This window comes from Marichromatium gracile (assembly GCF_004343155.1).
Classification (GTDB): Bacteria; Pseudomonadota; Gammaproteobacteria; order Chromatiales; family Chromatiaceae; genus Marichromatium; species Marichromatium gracile.
Map to the genome: position 1 here is coordinate 63,894 of NZ_SMDC01000007.1, position 18,979 is coordinate 82,872.

Below are 18,979 nucleotides of genomic sequence, written 5' to 3' on the forward strand. Positions count from 1 at the left end.
GCGGGATTGCCGTGTGCGGTCGCGCTCAGTCATCGCCGCCCCACTTGTGTCTGAGTCGGGCGATCTCGGCCTCGCCGTAGAAGTGGCGGGCGAAGGCGGTGTCGTAGAGTCGGTCGAGATAGTCCGCCGGCAGCCGGACATTGGCGATGAAGTCCTTGTACATCGAGTAGGCCGGATCCTCCTCGGTGACATGGGTCTGCTCGAGCCCGGGGATGTCGACCCCGAGGAACTCGGCGAAGGCCGGGGCATAGCAGTCGTTGAGACGCTCGACCTTGATCAGCAACAGCTCGATGCCCGGTGCGCGGACGATCTGGTAGCCCTGCCCGGCGGGGAAGGGATGGGCGTAGACATCGATGCCGAAGGTGTCGCGGATCTCCTCGTCGAACCAGCGCACCGGCTCCTCGTGCGGGAAGCGTTCGAGGAAGGTGGCGAGGATCTCGGCGTCGTCGAGTTCGCCGCGGGCGTGGCGGGCGAAGAAGTCGGGGATGAACTCCTCGATGCTGAGGAAGTAGACCGAGAGGTTGCGCGCCACCGGCTCGCGAAAGACGGTGACCAGGTGCCAGGGGCGGTGGCGGGGACCGTGACGCTGCAGCTCTTCGCCGACGCGGCGGGCGACGCGCACGTTCAGCGGCATGCGCCGATCCGCCACCCCGGCGAAACGGTCGAGACGCTTGCGGATGTTGGCCGGGTTGAGCCAGTGGGTGTGGAACACCGGCATCGTCAGTCCGGCGGCGCGCAGGGTGTTGACCGTGGTCATCGAGCCGGCGCGGCCCATCTGATGGACCAGCAGCGCCGGCTCCTGTGTGGCCAGGTGTGCCTCGAGCGCGGCGATGCTGCGCTGGTTCTTGTGGCGGGTGTGCCAGGTGTAGAGGCGTTGGCGCGCCTGTTCCAGAGTCAGTTTCATCATCTCTCCCGAAAGGTCGCCGTCGGCCGCGCGCCGCGATCAGGCCTGGCGGCCGAGTGCCTGGGCATAGGCCGGTCCGTAGTGGGCGATGCTGGCGCGCCAGTTGCGCGTCTGCTCGACGAAGTCTCGGCCCGCCGCACGCATCGCCGGCCATCGTTCGCGTGTCTCGAGCGTCTCCGTGACCACGGTGGCGAGCGCTGCGACGTCACCGGCGCGGAACAGTCGGCCGGTCTCGCCGTCGCGGATCAGCTCGCGGTGTCCGCCGACGTCCGAGGCGACGAACAGCCGTCCCTGGGCCATCGCCTCGAGCGGCTTGAGCGGGGTGACCAGCTCGGTGAGACGGATCGAGTGACGGGGGTAGACCAGCAGGTCGATCAGGTCGTAGTAGCGCTGCACCTCCTGGTGCGGCACCCGTCCGGTGAAGCGGACCGCCGCGGTGAGGCCGAGGCGCTCGGCGTGCGCGCGCAGCGCCGCCTCCTGGGGGCCGCCGCCGACCAGCAGCAGCCGCAGCCCCGGGCGCTGTCGCAACAGTTGTGGCAGCGCCTCGAGCAGCAGGTCGAGCCCCTCGTAGGCGTAGAAGGAGCCGACGAAGCCGAGTACCTCGGTGGCGTCCGCGAGCCCGAGCTGGTGCGCCAGCGCCGGGTCCGGCGCGGCGCTCGGGCGGAAGTGTTCGATGTCGACGGCGTTGGGGATCACGGTGACCCGCTGCGCCGGGATGCCGCGGGCGATGATGTCGTTGCGCAACCCCTCGCAGATGGTGAAGACGTGCGCGGCGCGGCGCAGCGCACGGGTCTCGAGCGTGCGGGTGGCGCGATAGCGCAGGCTGCCGGCGCTGGTGGTGCCGTGATCGACCGCGGCGTCCTCCCAGAAGGCACGTACCTCGTAGACCACCGGGATGCCGAGCCGGCGCCCGACGCGGAGCGCGGGCAGGGCGTCGAGCACCGGCGAGTGAGCGTGCAGCAGATCGGGTTCGACACGTTGCGCGAGATCGAGCAGCCGCCGCTCGGTGGCGCGCATCTCCAGCCAGGGGCCGAGCGCGGGGTGACGGGCGAGCGTCCCCCGGGGTGGTGCGGTGCGGTGGAACTCGAACCCGTCGCTGTGCTCGCTGCCGGCCTGTTGATTGCCGTGTCGCGGTCCGGTGAGGTGGATGGTCTCCCAGCCGAGCCGGCGCTGCTCGCGCAGGATGTTGGCGGTCCTGAAGGTGTAGCCGGAGTGGAGCGGCAGCGAGTGGTCGAGGACGTGGAGGATGCGCATCGTTGGGGGCTCAGGGGGCTCAATCCGGCAGGTGGCGCGCATGCGAGGCCTCGGCCCCGTGGGTTGGGCTGTACAACGGCATGCTCCTGTGACGGGCTGGATGGGCCGAAAGCTACGGAATGTGTGGGGTTCGCGTCAAGTCGGCCGGCGTGCCTCAGATGGATATCTTACTGTGCTGGGCGTTTACGCGGATCGAGGTGTCGGTTTTTTTTACAGTTCGGGTTCGGTGCGTGTGCGCAGGGGTGGCGATACGGTATGATGATTCGAACAGTCCCCATTCAGGTGCGCTGTCCCGTCGGGTGTGTCGGCAGGTGGCGTGAAAATTGCCGCTTGTACCTGGCGCCGCCCGTCGCCAAGAAAGAATGCTGTAACCGTTCACCGTTTAAATGTGCGAGACGCATGTCGTTGAGTCCATGGCAGTGGATCCTGTCGCGCGATCCAGCGCAGGGCTTGATGCGCTGGGGGCGGTGCTTCATCAAGGTCGCAGGGGCTTGCGCCCGCCTCGAAACCAGGCCAACACGCTGAGACATCATCATGACTACCCCGAATTCGTCCGACGCCGAACATGGCCAGAACCCTCAGACAGCACGACGGCGACTGCTCAAGCAGGCCGCCATCGCCGCGCCGGCGATCCTGACCCTGCGCAGTGGCGCGGCGCTCGCCCAGACCAGTGGCTGTCTCGACGTCATCGAGCGCAACGTCAAGCGCGAACTCAATCCCGGCGAGGCCTGCGACGGCTTCCTCACCGACGAGACCAATAATGGCGTGACCACCACCCAGTGCAACGGCAACATCGTCACCGCCTCGTCGGCGACCTCGCTGGGGCCGGATGCGCCGCTTTGCGAGTAGCGCCGCTCCCGTGCTCGCCGAGCCTTGCCCGCATGCGCCTTGCCCGCATGCGCCTTGCCCGGCGACGGTGAGCGATGACCGTGCCGTCGTCGACAGCCGTTCAACGGCGCTGGCGCTTGAGCAGCGCCCCCCTGCTCGAGGTCGAGTGGGACGGTGAGCGGTTGCTCTATCATGGCGCCTCGGGCGAGACCCACTTTCTCAACGCCACCGGCGCGCGGGTGGTCGAACGGTTGCGCGAGGGCGATGCCGATCTCGACGAGCTGCTCGCGGCGCTCGACCCCGAGTCCCTGGGGATCGCCCCCGAACTGTTGCGCGATCAGCTCGATGCGCTGCTCACGCGTCTCGACGAACTGGGGATCGTGATCGGGACGACGACGGCGTGAGGATCGGTGATCTCAGCGACGGCGAGCTCGCTCGCCAGGTGCGTGCTCGCCCCGGACTCGACGTGCGCATCGGCCCCTTCCTGGTGAACCTGCGCCTCGGTCTGTGCGAGCCGCTGCCGCTGCTGCAGCGGATGTGGCACGACTATCCCCTGGAGCCGTCTGCCGGGATACGCGACTTCCACGTCAGCCTCGATCACAACGGCTGGCTGCGGCGCTGGTGGCGCCCGCAGGCGCGTTTCACCGTCGATGGCCGCTCTCCCTTCCAGCCGCTCGCAGCAGCGCACCATTTCCCGATGCTGGAGTGGGGCCTGAACTGGTGCGTGGCCCGTCGTGGCCACCATCTGTTGATGCTCCATGCCGCAGTGCTCGAACGCGGTGGACGTGCACTGATCCTGCCCGGTGCTCCGGGCGCGGGGAAGTCGACGCTGTGCACCGCGCTGGCCCATCGTGGCTGGCGGCTGCTCTCCGACGAGTTCGCGCTGGTGTGTCCACAATACGGGCGCCTGCTGCCGCTGCCGCGCCCGATCCCGCTGAAGAATGGCTCGATCGGGGTGATCCGAGACTTCGCGCCGGAGGCCGAGATCGGCCCCGCGTTCACCGGCACGCGCAAGGGCACTGTGGCGCATGTGCGTCCCCCCAGCGCGGCGGTCGCGCGCATGGACGAGCCGGCGACCCCAGGTTGGCTGGTGTTCCCGCGTTGGCAGGCCGGGGCGGACACCCAACTCGAGCCGTTGAGCAGGAGCGATGCCTTCCTGCTGGTGGCGAGCAACGCCTTCAACTACGAGTTGCTTGGCGAGACCGGTTTCATCACCGCGGCACGTCTGGTCGAGCGCTGTGGTTGCCATACCCTGAGCTACTCCAATCTCGACGAGGCGATCGTCAGGCTCGGCGCGCTGGCGGAGGCCGCGGCATGAGTCGGCGCATGGCCGAATCACGCCGTGCCGCGGCATTGCTGGTGGCGGCGCTGAGAGCACCGGAGCGGTTGCCGACACTGGCCGACGAGGACTGGGACCTGTTGCTGCGCATCGCCCGACACGCACGCCTGCTCGGGCGGCTCGATGCCGATCTCGGCACGCTCGGTCTGCACGCGCGGGTGCCAGAGCGAGTGTGTCATCACCTGGAGTCGGCGCGTCAACAGGTCGCCTATCGGCAGCGGTTGCTGACCTGGGAGGTCGATCGTGTGCTGCGCGCGCTCGAGGGCCTCGATGTCCAGGTGGTGGCGCTCAAGGGGGTGGCCTATGTCCTCACCGGGGTGCCGGCGGCACGTGGTCGGATGTTCGCCGACGTCGATCTGCTGGTCCCGATGGCGGCGCTCGAGCCGCTCGAGCAGCGCCTGCATGCGCGTGGCTGGCTGTCGCTCGGTCATTCGGAGTATGACGAGCGCTACTATCGCGACTGGATGCACGAGATCCCGCCGCTGCGCCATGCCGAGCGCGACAACGAGATCGATATCCACCACCGCCTGCTGCCCCGGACCAGCCGCTTCCATTTCGATCCGGCGCCACTGTTCACCGCCAGTCAGGCACTCGATGGGCACGGGGCGCTGCGGGTGCTGGGCGCGCCCGACATGGTGCTGCACGCGGTAGTGCACCTGTTCCTGGAGGGGGATGCGCGCGAGGGCCTGAGGTTGCGCGACCTGGTCGATGTCTGGGACCTGATCCGTCACTTCGAGGCCCGCACGGGGTTCTGGGACGCGCTGCTTGATCGTGCCGAGCAGCTCGGGCTGCAGCGTCCGCTGTTCCATGCGCTGCGTCAGGCGCAATCGCTGTTCGCACTCGAGCCGCCGGCGCACTGTCGCGCCAGACTCGCCGGGTGGGGACCGGTGGCGCCGGTGCGGTGGCTCATGGACCGTCTGGTGCCGTTGGCGCTCTTTCCCGATCATGCCGGGCGGGCGCCGCTCCGGGTGAGGCTGGCGCGACTGGCGCTCTATGTCCGCGCGCACTGGCTGCGGATGCCTTCCGGGTTGCTGCTGCGCCATCTCGGCTACAAGGGTTGGCTGCGGGTGCGCGGGTGGCTGATGACAGGTCGGGAGGAGGCGGCACGCCGTTGATCGGGGCGCTTTCGGGGTTGGTGTAGCATACACGCTTCGATGTGTCTGGCCTTGTCGGATGGAGGTGCGTCGATCCCTCATCGGCCAATACCGACATGATGCGAGATGGGCGGTTTCTGAACATGCTTTTCGTTAGTCTCTTGTGATTTTTGTGGGCGTGTCCGATGTGCCTTCGATCATGTTTCGACTGCCGTCTCTCGATGGTTGGTGGCCACGTTTCGGGGGGCGTTGGCAGTGCCTGCGCATCAGCCGGTCGCCGGCACGAGTCGCGCGTTGTGATCAACAGTGCCCGGACATGTTTTTTCGTCCGTCGCGGGGCAGCCTTCGTCTGTCGCTCCGTGCGATGCTAGCCAGGAATCCAGCTCATGCGTTCGGTTCGTATCTTTCGTCATTACATGCGCCTGCCCCTGCTGATCCTGGCCGGGGTCGAGGGGCTGATGTTCGTCGCCTGTTTCCATGCCAGCTTCCATCTGCGTTGGTGGTCGATCGGTGCCGAGGTACCGGCCTCGACCTCGGGGGTGATGGCCTACTCGGTGGTGCTGGCGGTCGTCTTCGTGCTCTCGATGGGCGCCATGGGGCTCTACGAGGCCAGCCTCCGCGAGGGCTGGTGGGGCTCGCTGCTGCGCATCGTGCTGGCGTTGCTGCTCGGCGCCGTGGCGCTGGCGGCGATCTCCTTCAGCTTCCCGCACATCGAGCTGTGGCGCAGCATCCTGGCGCTGACCGTGGTGCTCTCGATCATCGTCGTGAGCGGTCTGCGGTTGCTCTCCTATGTCATCAAGCCGGGCATCTTCAAGCGTCGTGTGCTGGTGCTCGGTGCCGGACCGCTCGCCGAGGCGGTGATGGTCGCCAATCCACGTGGGCTCGATATCGTCGGGCTGGTGCCCCTGCAGGCCGATGTGGACGAGCGCGACTTGCCGAAGCGCATCCCCTATGACCGGCCGCTGCTGCGCATCGTCACCGAGACCCAGGCCGATGAGCTGGTGGTGGCGGTCAAGGACCGGCGCGGCAAGCTGCCGATCGAGGAGCTGCTCGACTGTCGCATGGCGGGGATCCAGGTGCTCGAGCCGCAGGGCTTCTTCGAGCGTGAGATGGGGGTGGTCAAGCTCGATCTGCTGACCCCGAGCTGGCTGATGCTCTCCGATGGCTTCCAGCACGGGGCGATGACGATGCTGCTCAAGCGGCTGTTCGACGTGCTGGTCTCGGTGGTCTTCCTGGTGCTGCTGTGGCCGGTGATGCTGGTGACCGCGCTGGCGATCGCCGCCGAGAGCCGCTTCCGCCACCCGGTGTTCTATCGTCAGACCCGGATCGGCGAGAACGGCATGCCCTTCGACGTGGTCAAGTTCCGCAGCATGCGGGTCGACGCCGAGGCCGATGGGCGGGCGCGCTGGGCGACCAAGAACGACTCGCGCATCACCCGTGTCGGGCGCTTCATCCGCAAGACCCGGATCGACGAGCTGCCGCAGATCTTCAACGTCCTCAAGGGTGAGATGAGTTTCGTCGGTCCGCGCCCCGAGCGCCCCGAGTTCGTCGCCACCCTGGCGAGCAAGTACGACTATTACGCCGCGCGTCACCGCGTCAAGCCGGGGCTGACCGGCTGGGCCCAGCTCTGCTACCCCTACGGCAGCTCCGAGGAGGATGCGCTGCGCAAGCTCGAGTACGACCTTTATTACGTCAAGAACTACAGCATCTTCCTCGACCTGTTGATCCTGATCGAGACGGTCGAGGTGGTGGTGTTCGGCAAGGGGGCCGTCTAGCGGCGAGCCGCCGCGGGCATCGCTCCAGGGCCGTCGTCAGTCGTCGTTGTCCTCTTCCTCGCAGTCGGCGAGCGCGCTCAGGGCGTGCTCGCAGGCGTGCTCGCCGAGCCCGAGGCGTTCGAGCAGGCCGGTCCGGGTCTCGGGATCGCTGGGGCGGGCGCCGAGTCCGTCGCCGCGCCCTTCCAGCAATTGATCGGCCAGACAGGTGAGCAGCACCAGCGATTGGTGCTCGCCGCTGTAGGCGGGGTTGTGGTGCTGGCGCTGCACCGTCTGCAGTGCCTCGGGCATCTCCCAGGCCTCGAACAGCCAGCCGCCGAGTTGGGTGTGTTCGACGCCGATGGCGAAGCGCTCGAGGGTCGGCAGCGCCAGCCCGGGGTTGGATTGGATGAAGCGTCCGAGCAGCTGGAAGTGTTCGGGGAGCAGGTGTCCGAGCAGCAGATAACCGATGTTCTGGGTGACCCCGGCGAGCTCGATCAGGCCGCTGGCCGGGCGTATCTCGGCGGGTTGCTCGCGCGCGAGCGCCTGCATCAGGGTGGCGCACTGCATGCCGTGACGCCAGATGCGGTCGCGACTGAGTGGTCCGGTGTTGGGGGTCTTGAGCGGGCTGAGCGCCGCCAGCCCGAGCGCGAGGCTGAACGAGAGGTTGAAGCCGAGTGCGCGCACGATGGCGTCGCGCACGGTGCTGACCGGGCTGCGCGGGGCATAGTAGGGGGAGTTGGCCCAGCGCAGCAGCTGTGCCGAGAGCATCGGGTCGAGTCCGACCGCCTCGGCCAGCATCAATGCATTGGCGTCGGGGTCGGCGCGCAGCTCGAGCAGCCGGCGGGTGATCTCGGGCAGGGGCGGGAGCGCCTCGCTCGAACGAATGCGGTCGCGGATGTCGCCCGGTGCGGCCAGGGTCTGTCCGGCGCCGGTGGCCGACTCCAGGTTCCAGCGCAGGGTCTGGATCTCGTCGGCGGTCCTGGAACGCTCAACTGCCACTGTGTGTTCGTTCATCGGTTGTATTGAGCCGGTAGCGCTTGAGTTTGCGATAGAGCGTGCGCTCGCTGATCGACATGCTGGCCGCGACCTCCTTGCGGCTGCCGCGATGACGCTGCAGCAGTTGCAGGATGTACTTGGCCTCGACGGCCTCGACCGGCGAGAGCGTGGTCATGCTGGGGTGCTCATGCAAGAGCTCTGCCGCCTCGCTGCTGGGAATCGTCGGCGATGCCGGTTGCTCGGCCGTGACCGGCAGGCGGATGGCCTCGGCGTCGATCACGCCGTCTGCGCTGAGCACGGTGGCCAGGTGCAGCAGGTTGCGCAGCTCGCGGATGTTGCCCGGGAACTGGTAGAGCAGGAGCTTGCGCAGCGCATCCTTGGTGATCCGGTAAGGGTGGCCCGACTGCGCCGAGATCTCCTGTAGCAGGTGCTCGGTGAGTTCGGGGATGTCGGCGCGCCGTCCGCGCAGCGGCGGAATCGCCAGCGGCAGGACGGCGAGACGATAGTAGAGGTCCTGGCGGAAGTGCCCCTGCCGGACCATGGCGAGGAGGTCGCGATGGGTGGCGCTGACCACGCGCACATTGGCCTGGCGGATCTTGGTCGAGCCGACCTGTCTGAACATGCCGCTCTCGAGCGCGCGCAGCAGCTTGGGCTGTTGCGAGAGCGGCAGCTCGCCGATCTCATCGAGGAACAGTGTCCCGGCGTCGGCCAGCTCGAGCAGGCCGGTCTTGTTGCCGACGGCGCCGGTGAAGGCCCCCTTGACGTGGCCGAACAGCTCGCTCTCGAACAGGTCCTCGCTGAGCACCGTGCAATCGACCACCACGAAGGGGCCGTTGGCGCGGGTGGAGTGCTGGTGAAGGAACTCGGCGGCCAGCTCCTTGCCCGAGCCGGTCTCGCCCTGGAGCAGCACGGAGACATCGGTGGCGGCGGCGCGCTTGAGTTCCTGGACGAGGCCACGCATCTGCTCCGAGCGACCGATCATCCGTCCGGGCTGGCGCTGCCCCTGGAACAGGTGCAGTGATTCGCCGAGAAAGATCTGCCCCTGGCCGTCGACGATGGGGAAGCCCTGGATCTGGGCGAAGTGGACCTCGCCCCGGCCATCGGCCAGGGCGCGGGTCTCGACATAGGGTTCCAGGTCACGGAAGAAGCGGCGATGACGGCAGCCGTCCTCGGCGGCGTTCGCATCCAGTCGACAGCAGGGGCTGCCGATCAATTCGCTGGTGTCGTATCCCAGGGTGGTCTCGAGCGATGCATTGACACTGCGGATGCGCGCGTCGGCATCGATGACCACGAAGGGGTTTCTCTGGGCGAGCAGCAGGCTCGAGAAGTACGGTGTCCGCGACATGGGGGGCTAGGCTGTGTCCTGACGTCCTCCACTCCCGGCGCCGTCGGGGCTCCGCCGTGCGCGTGATCGTGAGAGTGGCCATTGTGGTATTGAGCCGCCCCGGGACGCACGAGCGTCCAGGCCGACCGGTATCCGTCGAGCAGCGTGGGGCGGGCGCCCTGAACGGCGCAGCCACGACGCGCGGCGGCTCGGGTGTCGCGGTTGGCCAGCGTGGGCGGGTACCAAGGCAGTGTAGCAGTGCCCGCGCGGGCCTCTCAAAGACAGCGCATACCATCGCCTCCCCCCGCCGTTGTCGATGCTGTGGCCTGGAACGCTCGAGGTCAAGCGCATGACCATGGCGGTTATGGGCAGGCGGTGTCGCCCGCTGTCTGCCAGATCTGGCAGTGGCCAGACCCGCTCCGGGGTCATCGCCAGCACTCGACCCGTGCGATGAATGCGTGGGTGTACTCGAGCATGTCGTCCGGCGGTGTCGATGGCGCCGTTTCCTCGATGCCGATGCCGTGCCGCTCGAGGAACGGCAGGGTGACGGTGTTGGGGATGGAGACCCCGATGTTGCGCACCACGCGTCCGGTGTGCTCGTAGACCGCCGGGGTGTCGACCGCGGCGAAGACCACGCCGACCACTCGACCATCGTCGGCGAGGACCGGACCGCCGCTGTTGCCGGGGCGGATGTCGGCATTGAGGGTGAGGGTGCGCGGTGGGGTGGTGATCAGCCGGGTGGGGGCGATGGTGCCGATGGTCAGCAGCGGGCGCAGTGGCGGCAGTCCCTGGTTGGGATAGCCGACGATTGCCACCGTCTCGGGCAGTGGGGCATCGAGCGGCATGAAGGGGGCGGCGCGTTCCGGGCGATAGTCGGTGGCGAGCAGCGCCAGATCGGCGCGGCTGTCCACCGCGATGGGGCGGGCCGGCGCCATCTCGCCGCGATCGCGCGAGACGGTGATGGTGGTGCAGTTGTTGACCACGTGGGCGTTGGTGAGCAGGTGTCCGGCTGGATCGACGAAGAAGCCGGCACCGATGCGCTCGAGGCGCCTGCCGAGTACCCGGGGGTTGCTGTTGACCTCGAGCGAGTCGCGTACATAGCTGCGCCGCCGCTCACGGATGGCCGCCGCCTCGGCATCGCTCACCGCGCGACCCTGACAGTCCTCCTGACGGGTACGGACCACCATCTCGCGTTGTGCGTCGTAGCAGTTGACCAGGGTGGCGCCCACCACGGTGCGGGTGGGCAGGATGCCTGTCAGCAGCAGGAGCACGACGGGCAGGGTGATGAGCGCCGGTCGCGCGCAGGGGAGGGCGTGCATGCTTGGAGTTCCTGTTCGGTCGGGCCATATGGTCGGGAGGAGAGGCCGGTGTCAGCGCTGCCGGTCTGCTTCGCGGTCTGCGTTGCGTGTTCCTCGGAGTGATCTGGATCCTACAATCGGTCATGATAAGCATGACCCCGTCATCGTCGAGAGGTGGCTCGCTGGCGCCATGTGGCAGCCTGGACGGTTGCGGGGCCCGACGATTAAGGACGCAAACCCGTTTCTGCCAGGGAGACCCCTTTCCATGTCGAAGGTCGATCTCGTTACACCGTACAAGGAATACTTCAAGATCATCGCGGCGACAACGGACGAGTTGCGCGACCGGGTGTTCGCGCTGCGCTATGAGGTGTACTGCAAGGAACTCGGCTGGGAAGATGCCGCAGCCTTTCCGGACCAGCGTGAAACCGACGCCTTCGATGATGATGCCGTGCACTGTCTGCTGTTCCATCGCCGCTCGGGGCGCGATGCCGGCACCGTCCGCCTGGTTCGCTCCCGCCCCGAGGATCCCGAGCCCAGGTTGCCGCTGATCGAGCACTATGATCGCAGTCTGTTCCGCACCGAGCACAATCCGCTGACCATGCCCAAGGGCTGTTTCGGCGAGATCTCCAGGCTGGCCCTGCACGAGCAGTTCAGGCGTCGCCCGGGGGAGCAGTCGACGCCCGAGGGACATGGCACCGAACTCTTCCAGTGGACCCAGGACGATCGCCGCCGGTTCCCGCACATGGCGCTGGGGCTGTATCTGGCGGCGGCGACCATCGGTCTGTCCGAGGGCATGGAGGGCGTCTACGCGATGATGGAGCCACGGCTGGCGCGTCATCTGCACTTCGGCGGCATCTATTTCGAGCAGGTCGGCGAGGCGATCGAGTTTCGCGGCGCGCGCGCGCCCTTCTACATCTCGCGCCAGATGCTGTTCGAGCGTCTCACGCCGCCGCTGCAGGCATTGCTCGATGCCATCGCCGAGGATCTCGACGTGGCGCTGTGAGGTTCGCGGCATGCTCACAGCGTCTTGCTGCCGGCGCGGCCGAAGGCTGGGTTGTGATCGAGCTGCGGGATGTAGCGGCTCTGTGTGAAGGCGTGTCGACTGCAGTCCTCCACCCGTCCGATCATCGGCACCACATGATCGCCGATCTCGGGGATCCACAGCGGTTCATGGATCGGCCTGAAACCGATGCGTCGATACAGTGGGGTCAGCTTCGGGGTCGAGTTGAGGATGACGTGGGTTGCGCCCCAGTGCTGGAAGCAGTGGGTCGCGGCCCGGAACAGGGCGCGCAGGATGTTGTAGCGTCGGCGCCAGGGGCTGCGGATCACCAGCATGCTGCCCGATGCGGCAAGACAACGACCGCCCGGTTGCTGCTCGTGCATACGCAGCTCGGCGATGGCGGGACGGAAGTCGAAGTGGGTCTCGGGGGGGAGTCCGTGGCCGGTCTCGAGGTTGACGCGGATGGCCGCCACCGGTTGCGCGCGATCATAGGCGAGGATGTGGCGCACCCCCCCGAGCCGGTCGAAGCGATCGGTGAGTTTCGCCGCGGGCAACGGGACTCCGCCGTAGCGCCCTTCCTCGACGATGTACACTTGGTGTCTGAGCCAGAAGGCGTCCTCGATTTGATCTGGCGTCCTAGCGATCAGTATCTTAATCGTCATCGTCGATGATAGAGCTGTGCTTTTTGGGCTGGTCGCGTCCGCTGCGGTCCATGGTTGAGCCATGCTAACGGATTCGTGCACTGGGTCACATTCTTTTCACACGAGCGGTTGCATCGGCGGGAGGATTACACGCAATGGAGGCACGAAGGATGTGCATGAGCGACGCTGCCGACCTGAACTCGGCGCTGGAACTCTGGAAGGAGCAGCTCGGAGCGCAGCGTGTTCTGGTCGGCGAGGCGGCCGAACGCAGGTACGGAGGCGACACCACCGGAACGCAGCGTCGGATCGCCGCTGCGCTGCTGGTCGAGGACGCCAGCCAGGTTGCCCCCCTGGTGAGCGTTGCCGCCCGCCACGGGCTCTCCCTGTATCCGATCAGCACGGGCAGGAACTGGGGGTATGGCGGCGCCCTGCCAGTTCGCGATGACTGCGTGATCGTCGATCTCGGCGCGCTGCGCCGGATTCTCGACTTCGATCCCGAGCTCGGCGTGGTCACCCTCGAGCCCGGGGTGACCCAGGCGCAGCTCGCCGAGTTTCTCGACCAGGGCGAGCACCCCTTCCTGGTGCCGGTGACCGGTGCCGGTCCACACTGCAGCCTGATCGGCAATGCGCTGGAACGTGGCTACGGCATCACCCCGCATATCGATCATTTCGGCGCGCTGACCGACCTCGAGGCGGTGCTCGCCGATGGCTCGATCTATCGCTCGATGCTCAGCGAGGCCGGTGGCGAGGGCCTCGCCCGGTTGTTTCGCTGGGGCATCGGTCCCTATACCAACGGGCTCTTCACCCAGAGCGGCTTTGGCATCGTCACCCGTGCCAGCATCGCGCTGGCGCGCCGCCCCGAACGGGTCGGCATCTTTCTCTTCAGCCTCAGGAACGAGGCGGCGCTCGAGTCGGCCATCATCCGCGTGCGCGATATCCTGCAGCGTCTGCCCGGGGTGGTCGGCGGGGTGAACCTGATGAATCGTCGCCGCGTGCTCGCCATGGCCGCGCCCTATCCGCAGTCGCGTCTCGACCGGCACGGGCTGATCCCCCAGGCGGTGATCGACGAACTCGGCGCCCAGTATCAGGTGCTGCCCTGGACCGGCTTCGGCACCCTCTACGGCTCGGCGGCGGTGATGGCCGCGGCGCGCCGCGAGATCCGTCGCGCGCTCTCTGGGGTCGGCGTGCGGCTGATCTTCCTCAGCCCGGAGCGCGCCGCGCAGCTTGCCCGGTTCGCACGCTGGCTGCCCGGCCGTATCGGTCGTGGTCTGGCCAGTACCGCCATGACCCTCGCCAGCTCGCTCGAACTGGTGGCCGGTCGTCCCAACCAGACGGCGCTGCCGCTGTGCTACTGGCGCAACCCGGCGGCGATGGGCGAGGGGATGCTCGATCCGGCGCGCGATGGTTGTGGTCTGCGCTGGTACTCGCCGCTGGTGCCGATGCGCCCGCGTCAGGTGCGCGAATATGTCGACATGGTCGAGCGCATCGGGTTGGAGCACGGCATCGAGCCTCTGATCACCCTCACCAGCCTCAACGATCGGGTGTTCGACAGCACGGTGCCGCTGATCTTCGCCCGTGACGAGAGCGGTGCCGGCCAGCGCGCCGCGCGCGCGTGTCATCGCGCGCTGGTGGCGGCCGGACGCGAGATCGGTTGTTTTCCCTATCGCGTGGGGGTCGATGGCATGGGCGAGCTCGACAGCCTGCTCGATCACTCCAGGGACTTCGGGCGGCGGCTGCGCCAGGCCCTCGATCCCGCCGGGGTGATCGCGCCTGGTCGTTACGAGGGGGGCTGATGCCGCACCTCGGGACGGACCCCTTCACCGATCAGGAGCCTGGCCGACGATGATGCAACAACGTATCCATCTCTTCGAACTCGAGGATCTGCCCTGGTTGCCGGCCGCGATCCGCGACGGTATCACCGACTTCCTCGAGTTCGCGGTGCGGGTTCCCGACCTCTATCGCCCGGTGGCGCCGCGTCTCGAACGTGCCCTGAAGGAGAGCGGGGCGTCGACCATCCTCGACCTTTGCGCCGGCGGCGGCGGTCCCTGGATGCGGATGCTCGATCAGCTCGGTCCGGTTCGCGCCGGCGAGGTCCGCGTGTTGGTGAGCGATCTCTATCCCAATCGCACCGCCCTGGCGCGGCTGCGCGAGCAGGCCGGGGCGCGGGTCGAGGTGGTCGAGCGCTCGGTGAGCGCGATGGCGGTGCCGCGAGATCTCGAAGGCTTCCGCACCCTGTTCTCCGCCTTCCATCACTTTCGCCCGCGCGAGGCGCGGGCGATCCTCGCCGATGCCGTCGAGCAGGGGCGGGGGATCGCGGTGTTCGAGTCGACCCAGCGGCATCCGCTGCTGCTGCTCTATATGCTCTTCACCCCCCTGCTGGTGCTGCTTGCCACCCCCTTCATCCGTCCCTTTCGCTGGAGCCGGCTGTTCTGGACCTATCTGATCCCGGCGATCCCGCTGGCGGTGATGTTCGACGGTATCGTCTCCTGTCTGCGCACCTACAGCGTCGCCGAACTCGATGCGCTCACCCGTGGGCTCGAGCGCGAGGGTTATCGCTGGGAGCGTGGCGTGGCGCGGCTGGGACCCTTGCCGGTGGGGGTGACCTATCTCATCGGATTGCCGGGGCGCTGAGCGGGCACCGTCTCGGCTCCTGGTGTCTGTCGGTGATCGCGCCGGCAGTACACTCGTGCAACGAAGGTGAGGGCGTGTCGTGCTGGCCTCGGACGCCCCGCCTCGAGGCCATTTCGCAAGAGGATGATCGATGTCGCGTGCAACGAAAATGATCGAGCTGGTCGCAGTCTCCACCGCACTGACGCTGTTGAGCGGGGCTGCCCTGGCCACCCCCGCCGCCCCCCTGCAGCGCGGCGCCGCCGCCCTCGCCGCGGGTGAGCCGCGGGTGGCGGTGATCGAGCTGAAGAATGCCCTGCAGGCTGATCCGCGCAATGCCCGGGCCCGGGTCCTGCTCGGGCGCGCCCTGCTCGCTCAGGGGGATGTCAACGCCGCCGCCCAGGAGTTCGCGCGTGCACAGCGACTCGGCGCCGATGCCGCGCTGCTCCAGCCCTGGCTCGCCCGCGCCTGGCTGCGTCGTGGCGAGTTCGAGCAGTTGCGCGCGCTCGCGGTGACCCCGGAGCTGTCGCCCGCGCATCGTGCCGAGCTGCTCGCGCTGCGTGCCGAGGCCGAGCTGGCTGACGGCGAGTCGGGCGCGGCGCGGGCGACGCTCGAGCGTGCCGCTGCGCTGCAGCCCGATGCGCCCGCGGTACAGCTCGCCCTGGCCCGCGTCGAGGTCGCCGAGGGGGCGGTCGATGAGGCGCGTGCGCGGCTCGCGACCCTGCTCGAAAACGCCCCGGAGGCAACCCGGGCCTGGTCGCTGAGCGGTGAGCTGGCGCGCCAGGCGGGTGACATGGACGCGGCCGAGGCGGCCTTTTCGCAGGCCTTGGAAGACCCGTTGGAGCAGGCCCAGGCGCGTCTCAATCGGGCCTATGTGCGGATCCAGGATGGTCGACTCGATGCGGCCCAGGCCGATCTCGATCAGCTGCGCCGCGCCGCGCCCGACAATCCGCTGGTCAAGTACGCGCAGGGCTTGCTGTTCTACAGCCGTGAGGACTATGCCGCCGCGATCGAGCAGCTGGATGCCGCGCTCGGTGCGCTGCCCGATTTCGCCCCGGCGCAGTCGTTGGCGGGGGCGACGCGACTGGCGCTGGGCGAGCCCGAACTCGCGCGCATCCATCTCGAGCGCGCCCGCTCGCTGCGCCCGGATGATGCGTCGACCCAGCGGCTGTTGGCGATGACCCTGTTGCAGCAGGGCGAGGCGGCCAAGGCCGAGCAGCTGGCGCGCGCGGTGCTCGAGCGTCAGCCCGAGGACCTCGCCACCATGGACCTGCTGGCAAGCGCTCTGCTGCAGCAGGGCCGGCGCGAGGAGAGCCTGCCCTATCTGCGTCGGGTCAAGGCGGAGCTGCCCGACTCCCCCGTGGCCAGCGCGCGGCTCGGTGCGGCGCTGCTCGCCGACCCCGGATCCGACGAGGGGGTGCTGGAGTTGCAGGCCGCGCTGGCGCAGGACCCCGATTTCCAGGGCGCGGCCGAGCAGTTGGTGATCGGTCGGTTGGCTCGCGGTGAATTCGACCAGGCACTGGCCGCGGCGCGTGACTATCGCGACCGTCACCCCGACTCGGCGCGCGCCCACACCCTGCTCGGGGTGGTCGAGCTGCGTCGCGAGGCGTCGCAGGCTGCGCGCGCGGCGTTCGAGCAGGCGCTGGCGCTGGATGCCTCGGACCTTGCCGCGACCACCGGACTGGCGACCCTGGCGCTCGCGCGTCAGGACCTTGCCGAGGCGCGGCGGCTGTTCGGCGAGAGTCTCGAGGCGCGTCCCGATGATCCGCGGGTGCTGATCGCCCTGGCCCGGATCGCACTGACCGAGGGCGAGACCGCACAGGCGCAGGCACTGCTCGAGCGGGCGGTGACGCACAACCCCGAGACACTGGCTCCCAGACTCTATCTGGCCGCCTATCTGTTGCGTCACGGTGAGCCCGGGCAGGCGCTCGAGATGCTCGATGCGGCGCGTGCGCGCTTTGCCGAGACCCCGGTGCTGCTCGGTCTGATCGCGGATGCGCAGCTCGTCCTCGCGCGTCACGGTGCCGCGCGCGATACCCTGATGCGTCTGGTCGAGCTGGCGCCCGCCGATCCCCGGGTGCGGGTCGCCCTGGCGACCAGTCTGGTGGGTCTGGACGAACTCCCCGCCGCGCGTGACCAGCTCGATCGTGCCCTGGTGATCGATCCCGAGTTCGCTCCGGCGCTTGCCTGGTCGGCACGGTTGGCGCTGGCCGAGGGTGAGTTCGAGCAGGCCGAGGCGCGGCTGGAGCAGCTGCGCCGGGTCCGTGGCGCGCTCGATGCCGATGTGCTGCTGATCCAGGGCCAGTTGGCGCAGCAGCGCGGTGATCTGTCGAGCGTCGCCGATGCCTTCACCGAGCTGCTCGAGGGCGCGAGCGAGGACCCTGCGCTCGGCCTCGACCCGCAGCGTCTCGACGCCGCCGAACAGCTGGTGCTCGGTCAGGTGCGACGTGGTGACCTGGCCGCTGCGATCGATGCCGCGCGCGCACTCTGTGCGCGTGAACCCGATGCCGCGCGACCGCGTGCGCTGCTCGGGATGATCTATCTGCGCGCCGATCAGCGCGAGGCGGCGGCGACGGCCTTCGCCGAGGCGCTCGACCGCGACCCCGGCATGGCGATGGCGGTCGACGGGCTGGTCTCGCTCGATCTCGAGGGCGATGATCCGGACACCGCCGCGGGGCGTTATCGCAGTGCGCTGGAGGCGGCGCCCGGAGACGCCGAACTGCTGATCGGCCAGGCGCGGCTGGCACTGCTGCGTGAGGATCCGCAAGGCGCGCAGCAGGCCCTCGAGGCGGCGGTGGCGGCCAACCCCGAGCAGCTGCGTCCGCGGCTCTATCTGGCGGCCTACCAGCTGCAGCGTGGCCAGCCACAGGAGGCCCTCGACGTGCTTGGCACCGTGGCGGCGGCCCATGCCGATGCCCCCGATCTGCTCGGGCTGCGCGCCGAGGCCCAGCTCGCGCTGGGGCACAACGAGGACGCGCGTCAGAGCCTGGTGGAACTGGCCCGGCTGCAGCCGGGTGCGCCCGGGATATTGACCGCCCTGGCGACCGCCGAGGCGCGGCTGGGACGCATGGCGCTGGCCGAGGAGGCGCTGCGACGCGCCCTGGAGCAAGCGCCCGATTCGGTCGCCGCGCACGCCGGGCTGGTCCGGTTGGCGCTGGCCGAAGAGGACATGGTGTTGGCCGGTGAGCGACTCGAGTCACTGCGGGCAGTGGTCGGTGAGGCGCACCCCGAGGTGCTGCTGCTCGAGGGGTTGATCGCCGACGGACAGGGGGATGGCGTGGCTGCACTGGCCAGCTATCAGCGTCTGTTCGAGGTGGCGCCGAACTCGGTCAACCTGCTGCGGCTGGCGCGAGCGCAGCGCCAGGCCGATGATCCGGCGGCCGCTGTCGCGACCCTTGAGGGCTGGCTCGTGGAGCACCCCGAGGATGTCCGCATTCAGTTCAACCTGGCGCAGACACAGATGGAGGTCGGGGAGTTGTCACAGGCGATTGCCGCCTTCGAGCGCACCATCGAGATCGCGCCGGAACATGCCATCGCGCTCAACAACCTGGCCTGGTTGATCCGCGACCGGGATCGTGCGCGTGCCCTGGACTATGCACGCCGCGCCTATGCCGCGGCACCTGAGTCGGCAGACGTGGCCGACACCCTGGCCGTAGTGTTGTTCGAGGAGGGCGCGCTCGACGAGGCGAGACGGATCATCGACGAGGCCCAGGCGCTCGCGCCGAAGAGCGCGACGGTGCGCTTCCACAAGGCGCAGATCCTGGTCTCCCAGGGGCTCGACGATGAGGCCGGACGGTTGCTTGAGTCGATCCTCGCCGATGTCGCAGACTTCCCCGAGCGCACCGAGGCCGAGTCGTTGCTCGAGAGTCTCGATCGCTGAACTCCGCGCCCCGTTTCGTCCGAGCCGATCCGGGGCCCTCGTGCATCGGCCTCGCCCCAT

15 protein-coding genes are annotated in these 18,979 nt (G+C 68.5%); 9 read left to right on the plus strand and 6 right to left on the minus strand.

Annotated features, from left to right (window positions below; all coding sequences use genetic code 11):
- Window positions 1-25 precede the first annotated feature (25 nt).
- Together EDC29_RS11190 and EDC29_RS11195 are read right to left on the minus strand one after the other, a co-directional pair.
- On the minus strand, window positions 26-904 hold the full coding sequence (locus tag EDC29_RS11190) for a putative capsular polysaccharide synthesis family protein (protein ID WP_165913495.1): 879 nt from the start codon (window positions 902-904) through the stop codon (window positions 26-28).
- Window positions 905-943: 39 nt separating this feature from the next.
- A complete protein-coding gene (locus EDC29_RS11195; protein ID WP_132229863.1) occupies window positions 944-2,158 on the minus strand; it encodes a TIGR04063 family PEP-CTERM/XrtA system glycosyltransferase in 1,215 nt (404 codons plus the stop codon).
- A gap of 534 nt (window positions 2,159-2,692) precedes the next feature.
- On the opposite strand from EDC29_RS11195, the gene EDC29_RS11200 reads away from it, so the two are divergent.
- The 5 genes from EDC29_RS11200 (at window position 2,693) to EDC29_RS11220 (ending at window position 7,194) form a co-directional block, all read left to right on the plus strand.
- Window positions 2,693-3,007, plus strand: a complete 315-nt coding sequence (locus EDC29_RS11200; RefSeq protein WP_123140340.1) for a hypothetical protein — start codon at window positions 2,693-2,695, stop codon at window positions 3,005-3,007.
- Between the two features lie 116 nt (window positions 3,008-3,123).
- The gene (locus tag EDC29_RS11205; protein WP_165913496.1) at window positions 3,124-3,390 is read left to right on the plus strand and encodes an HPr-rel-A system PqqD family peptide chaperone; all 267 of its coding nucleotides are present in this window, start codon (window positions 3,124-3,126) and stop codon (window positions 3,388-3,390) included.
- Window positions 3,391-3,392: 2 nt separating this feature from the next.
- Window positions 3,393-4,304, plus strand: a complete 912-nt coding sequence (locus EDC29_RS11210) for an HprK-related kinase A (protein WP_243695646.1) — start codon at window positions 3,393-3,395, stop codon at window positions 4,302-4,304.
- An 8-nt stretch (window positions 4,305-4,312) separates the two neighbouring features.
- A complete protein-coding gene (locus EDC29_RS11215) occupies window positions 4,313-5,440 on the plus strand; it encodes a nucleotidyltransferase domain-containing protein (RefSeq protein WP_223806083.1) in 1,128 nt (375 codons plus the stop codon).
- A 365-nt stretch (window positions 5,441-5,805) separates the two neighbouring features.
- Window positions 5,806-7,194 (plus strand): TIGR03013 family XrtA/PEP-CTERM system glycosyltransferase, encoded by a 1,389-nt coding sequence (locus tag EDC29_RS11220; RefSeq protein WP_123142506.1) that lies wholly within the window; start codon window positions 5,806-5,808, stop codon window positions 7,192-7,194.
- 36 nt (window positions 7,195-7,230) lie between these two features.
- On the opposite strand, the gene EDC29_RS11225 is transcribed toward EDC29_RS11220, so the two are convergent.
- From EDC29_RS11225 to EDC29_RS11235, 3 genes are all read right to left on the minus strand, one after another.
- Window positions 7,231-8,172: an HDOD domain-containing protein gene (locus EDC29_RS11225; protein ID WP_243695644.1), complete on the minus strand. Its 942-nt coding sequence runs from the start codon at window positions 8,170-8,172 to the stop codon at window positions 7,231-7,233.
- Complete coding sequence (locus EDC29_RS11230; protein WP_132229867.1) at window positions 8,162-9,514, minus strand: sigma-54 interaction domain-containing protein; 1,353 nt, start codon at window positions 9,512-9,514, stop codon at window positions 8,162-8,164. The genes EDC29_RS11225 and EDC29_RS11230 overlap by 11 nt, the downstream gene beginning before the upstream one ends.
- A 404-nt stretch (window positions 9,515-9,918) precedes the next feature.
- A complete protein-coding gene (locus tag EDC29_RS11235; protein ID WP_132229869.1) occupies window positions 9,919-10,812 on the minus strand; it encodes a S1 family peptidase in 894 nt (297 codons plus the stop codon).
- Between the two features lie 244 nt (window positions 10,813-11,056).
- Between EDC29_RS11235 and EDC29_RS11240 the strand changes: the two genes are divergently transcribed.
- Window positions 11,057-11,794: a PEP-CTERM/exosortase system-associated acyltransferase gene (locus EDC29_RS11240; RefSeq protein ID WP_165913497.1), complete on the plus strand. Its 738-nt coding sequence runs from the start codon at window positions 11,057-11,059 to the stop codon at window positions 11,792-11,794.
- A gap of 14 nt (window positions 11,795-11,808) precedes the next feature.
- Here the strand turns inward: EDC29_RS11240 and EDC29_RS11245 are convergent, their stop codons facing one another.
- A complete protein-coding gene (locus tag EDC29_RS11245; RefSeq protein ID WP_420870442.1) occupies window positions 11,809-12,516 on the minus strand; it encodes an N-acyl amino acid synthase FeeM domain-containing protein in 708 nt (235 codons plus the stop codon).
- Between the two features lie 92 nt (window positions 12,517-12,608).
- On the opposite strand from EDC29_RS11245, the gene EDC29_RS11250 reads away from it, so the two are divergent.
- The 3 genes from EDC29_RS11250 (at window position 12,609) to prsT (ending at window position 18,919) form a co-directional block, all read left to right on the plus strand.
- Window positions 12,609-14,225, plus strand: coding sequence for an FAD-binding oxidoreductase (locus tag EDC29_RS11250; RefSeq protein WP_132229875.1), 1,617 nt, complete (start codon window positions 12,609-12,611; stop codon window positions 14,223-14,225).
- 49 nt (window positions 14,226-14,274) lie between these two features.
- Window positions 14,275-15,063, plus strand: a complete 789-nt coding sequence (locus EDC29_RS11255) for a class I SAM-dependent methyltransferase (protein ID WP_123140331.1) — start codon at window positions 14,275-14,277, stop codon at window positions 15,061-15,063.
- Window positions 15,064-15,193: 130 nt separating this feature from the next.
- Window positions 15,194-18,919: an XrtA/PEP-CTERM system TPR-repeat protein PrsT gene (gene prsT, locus EDC29_RS11260; RefSeq protein WP_132229877.1), complete on the plus strand. Its 3,726-nt coding sequence runs from the start codon at window positions 15,194-15,196 to the stop codon at window positions 18,917-18,919.
- Window positions 18,920-18,979 lie beyond the last annotated feature (60 nt).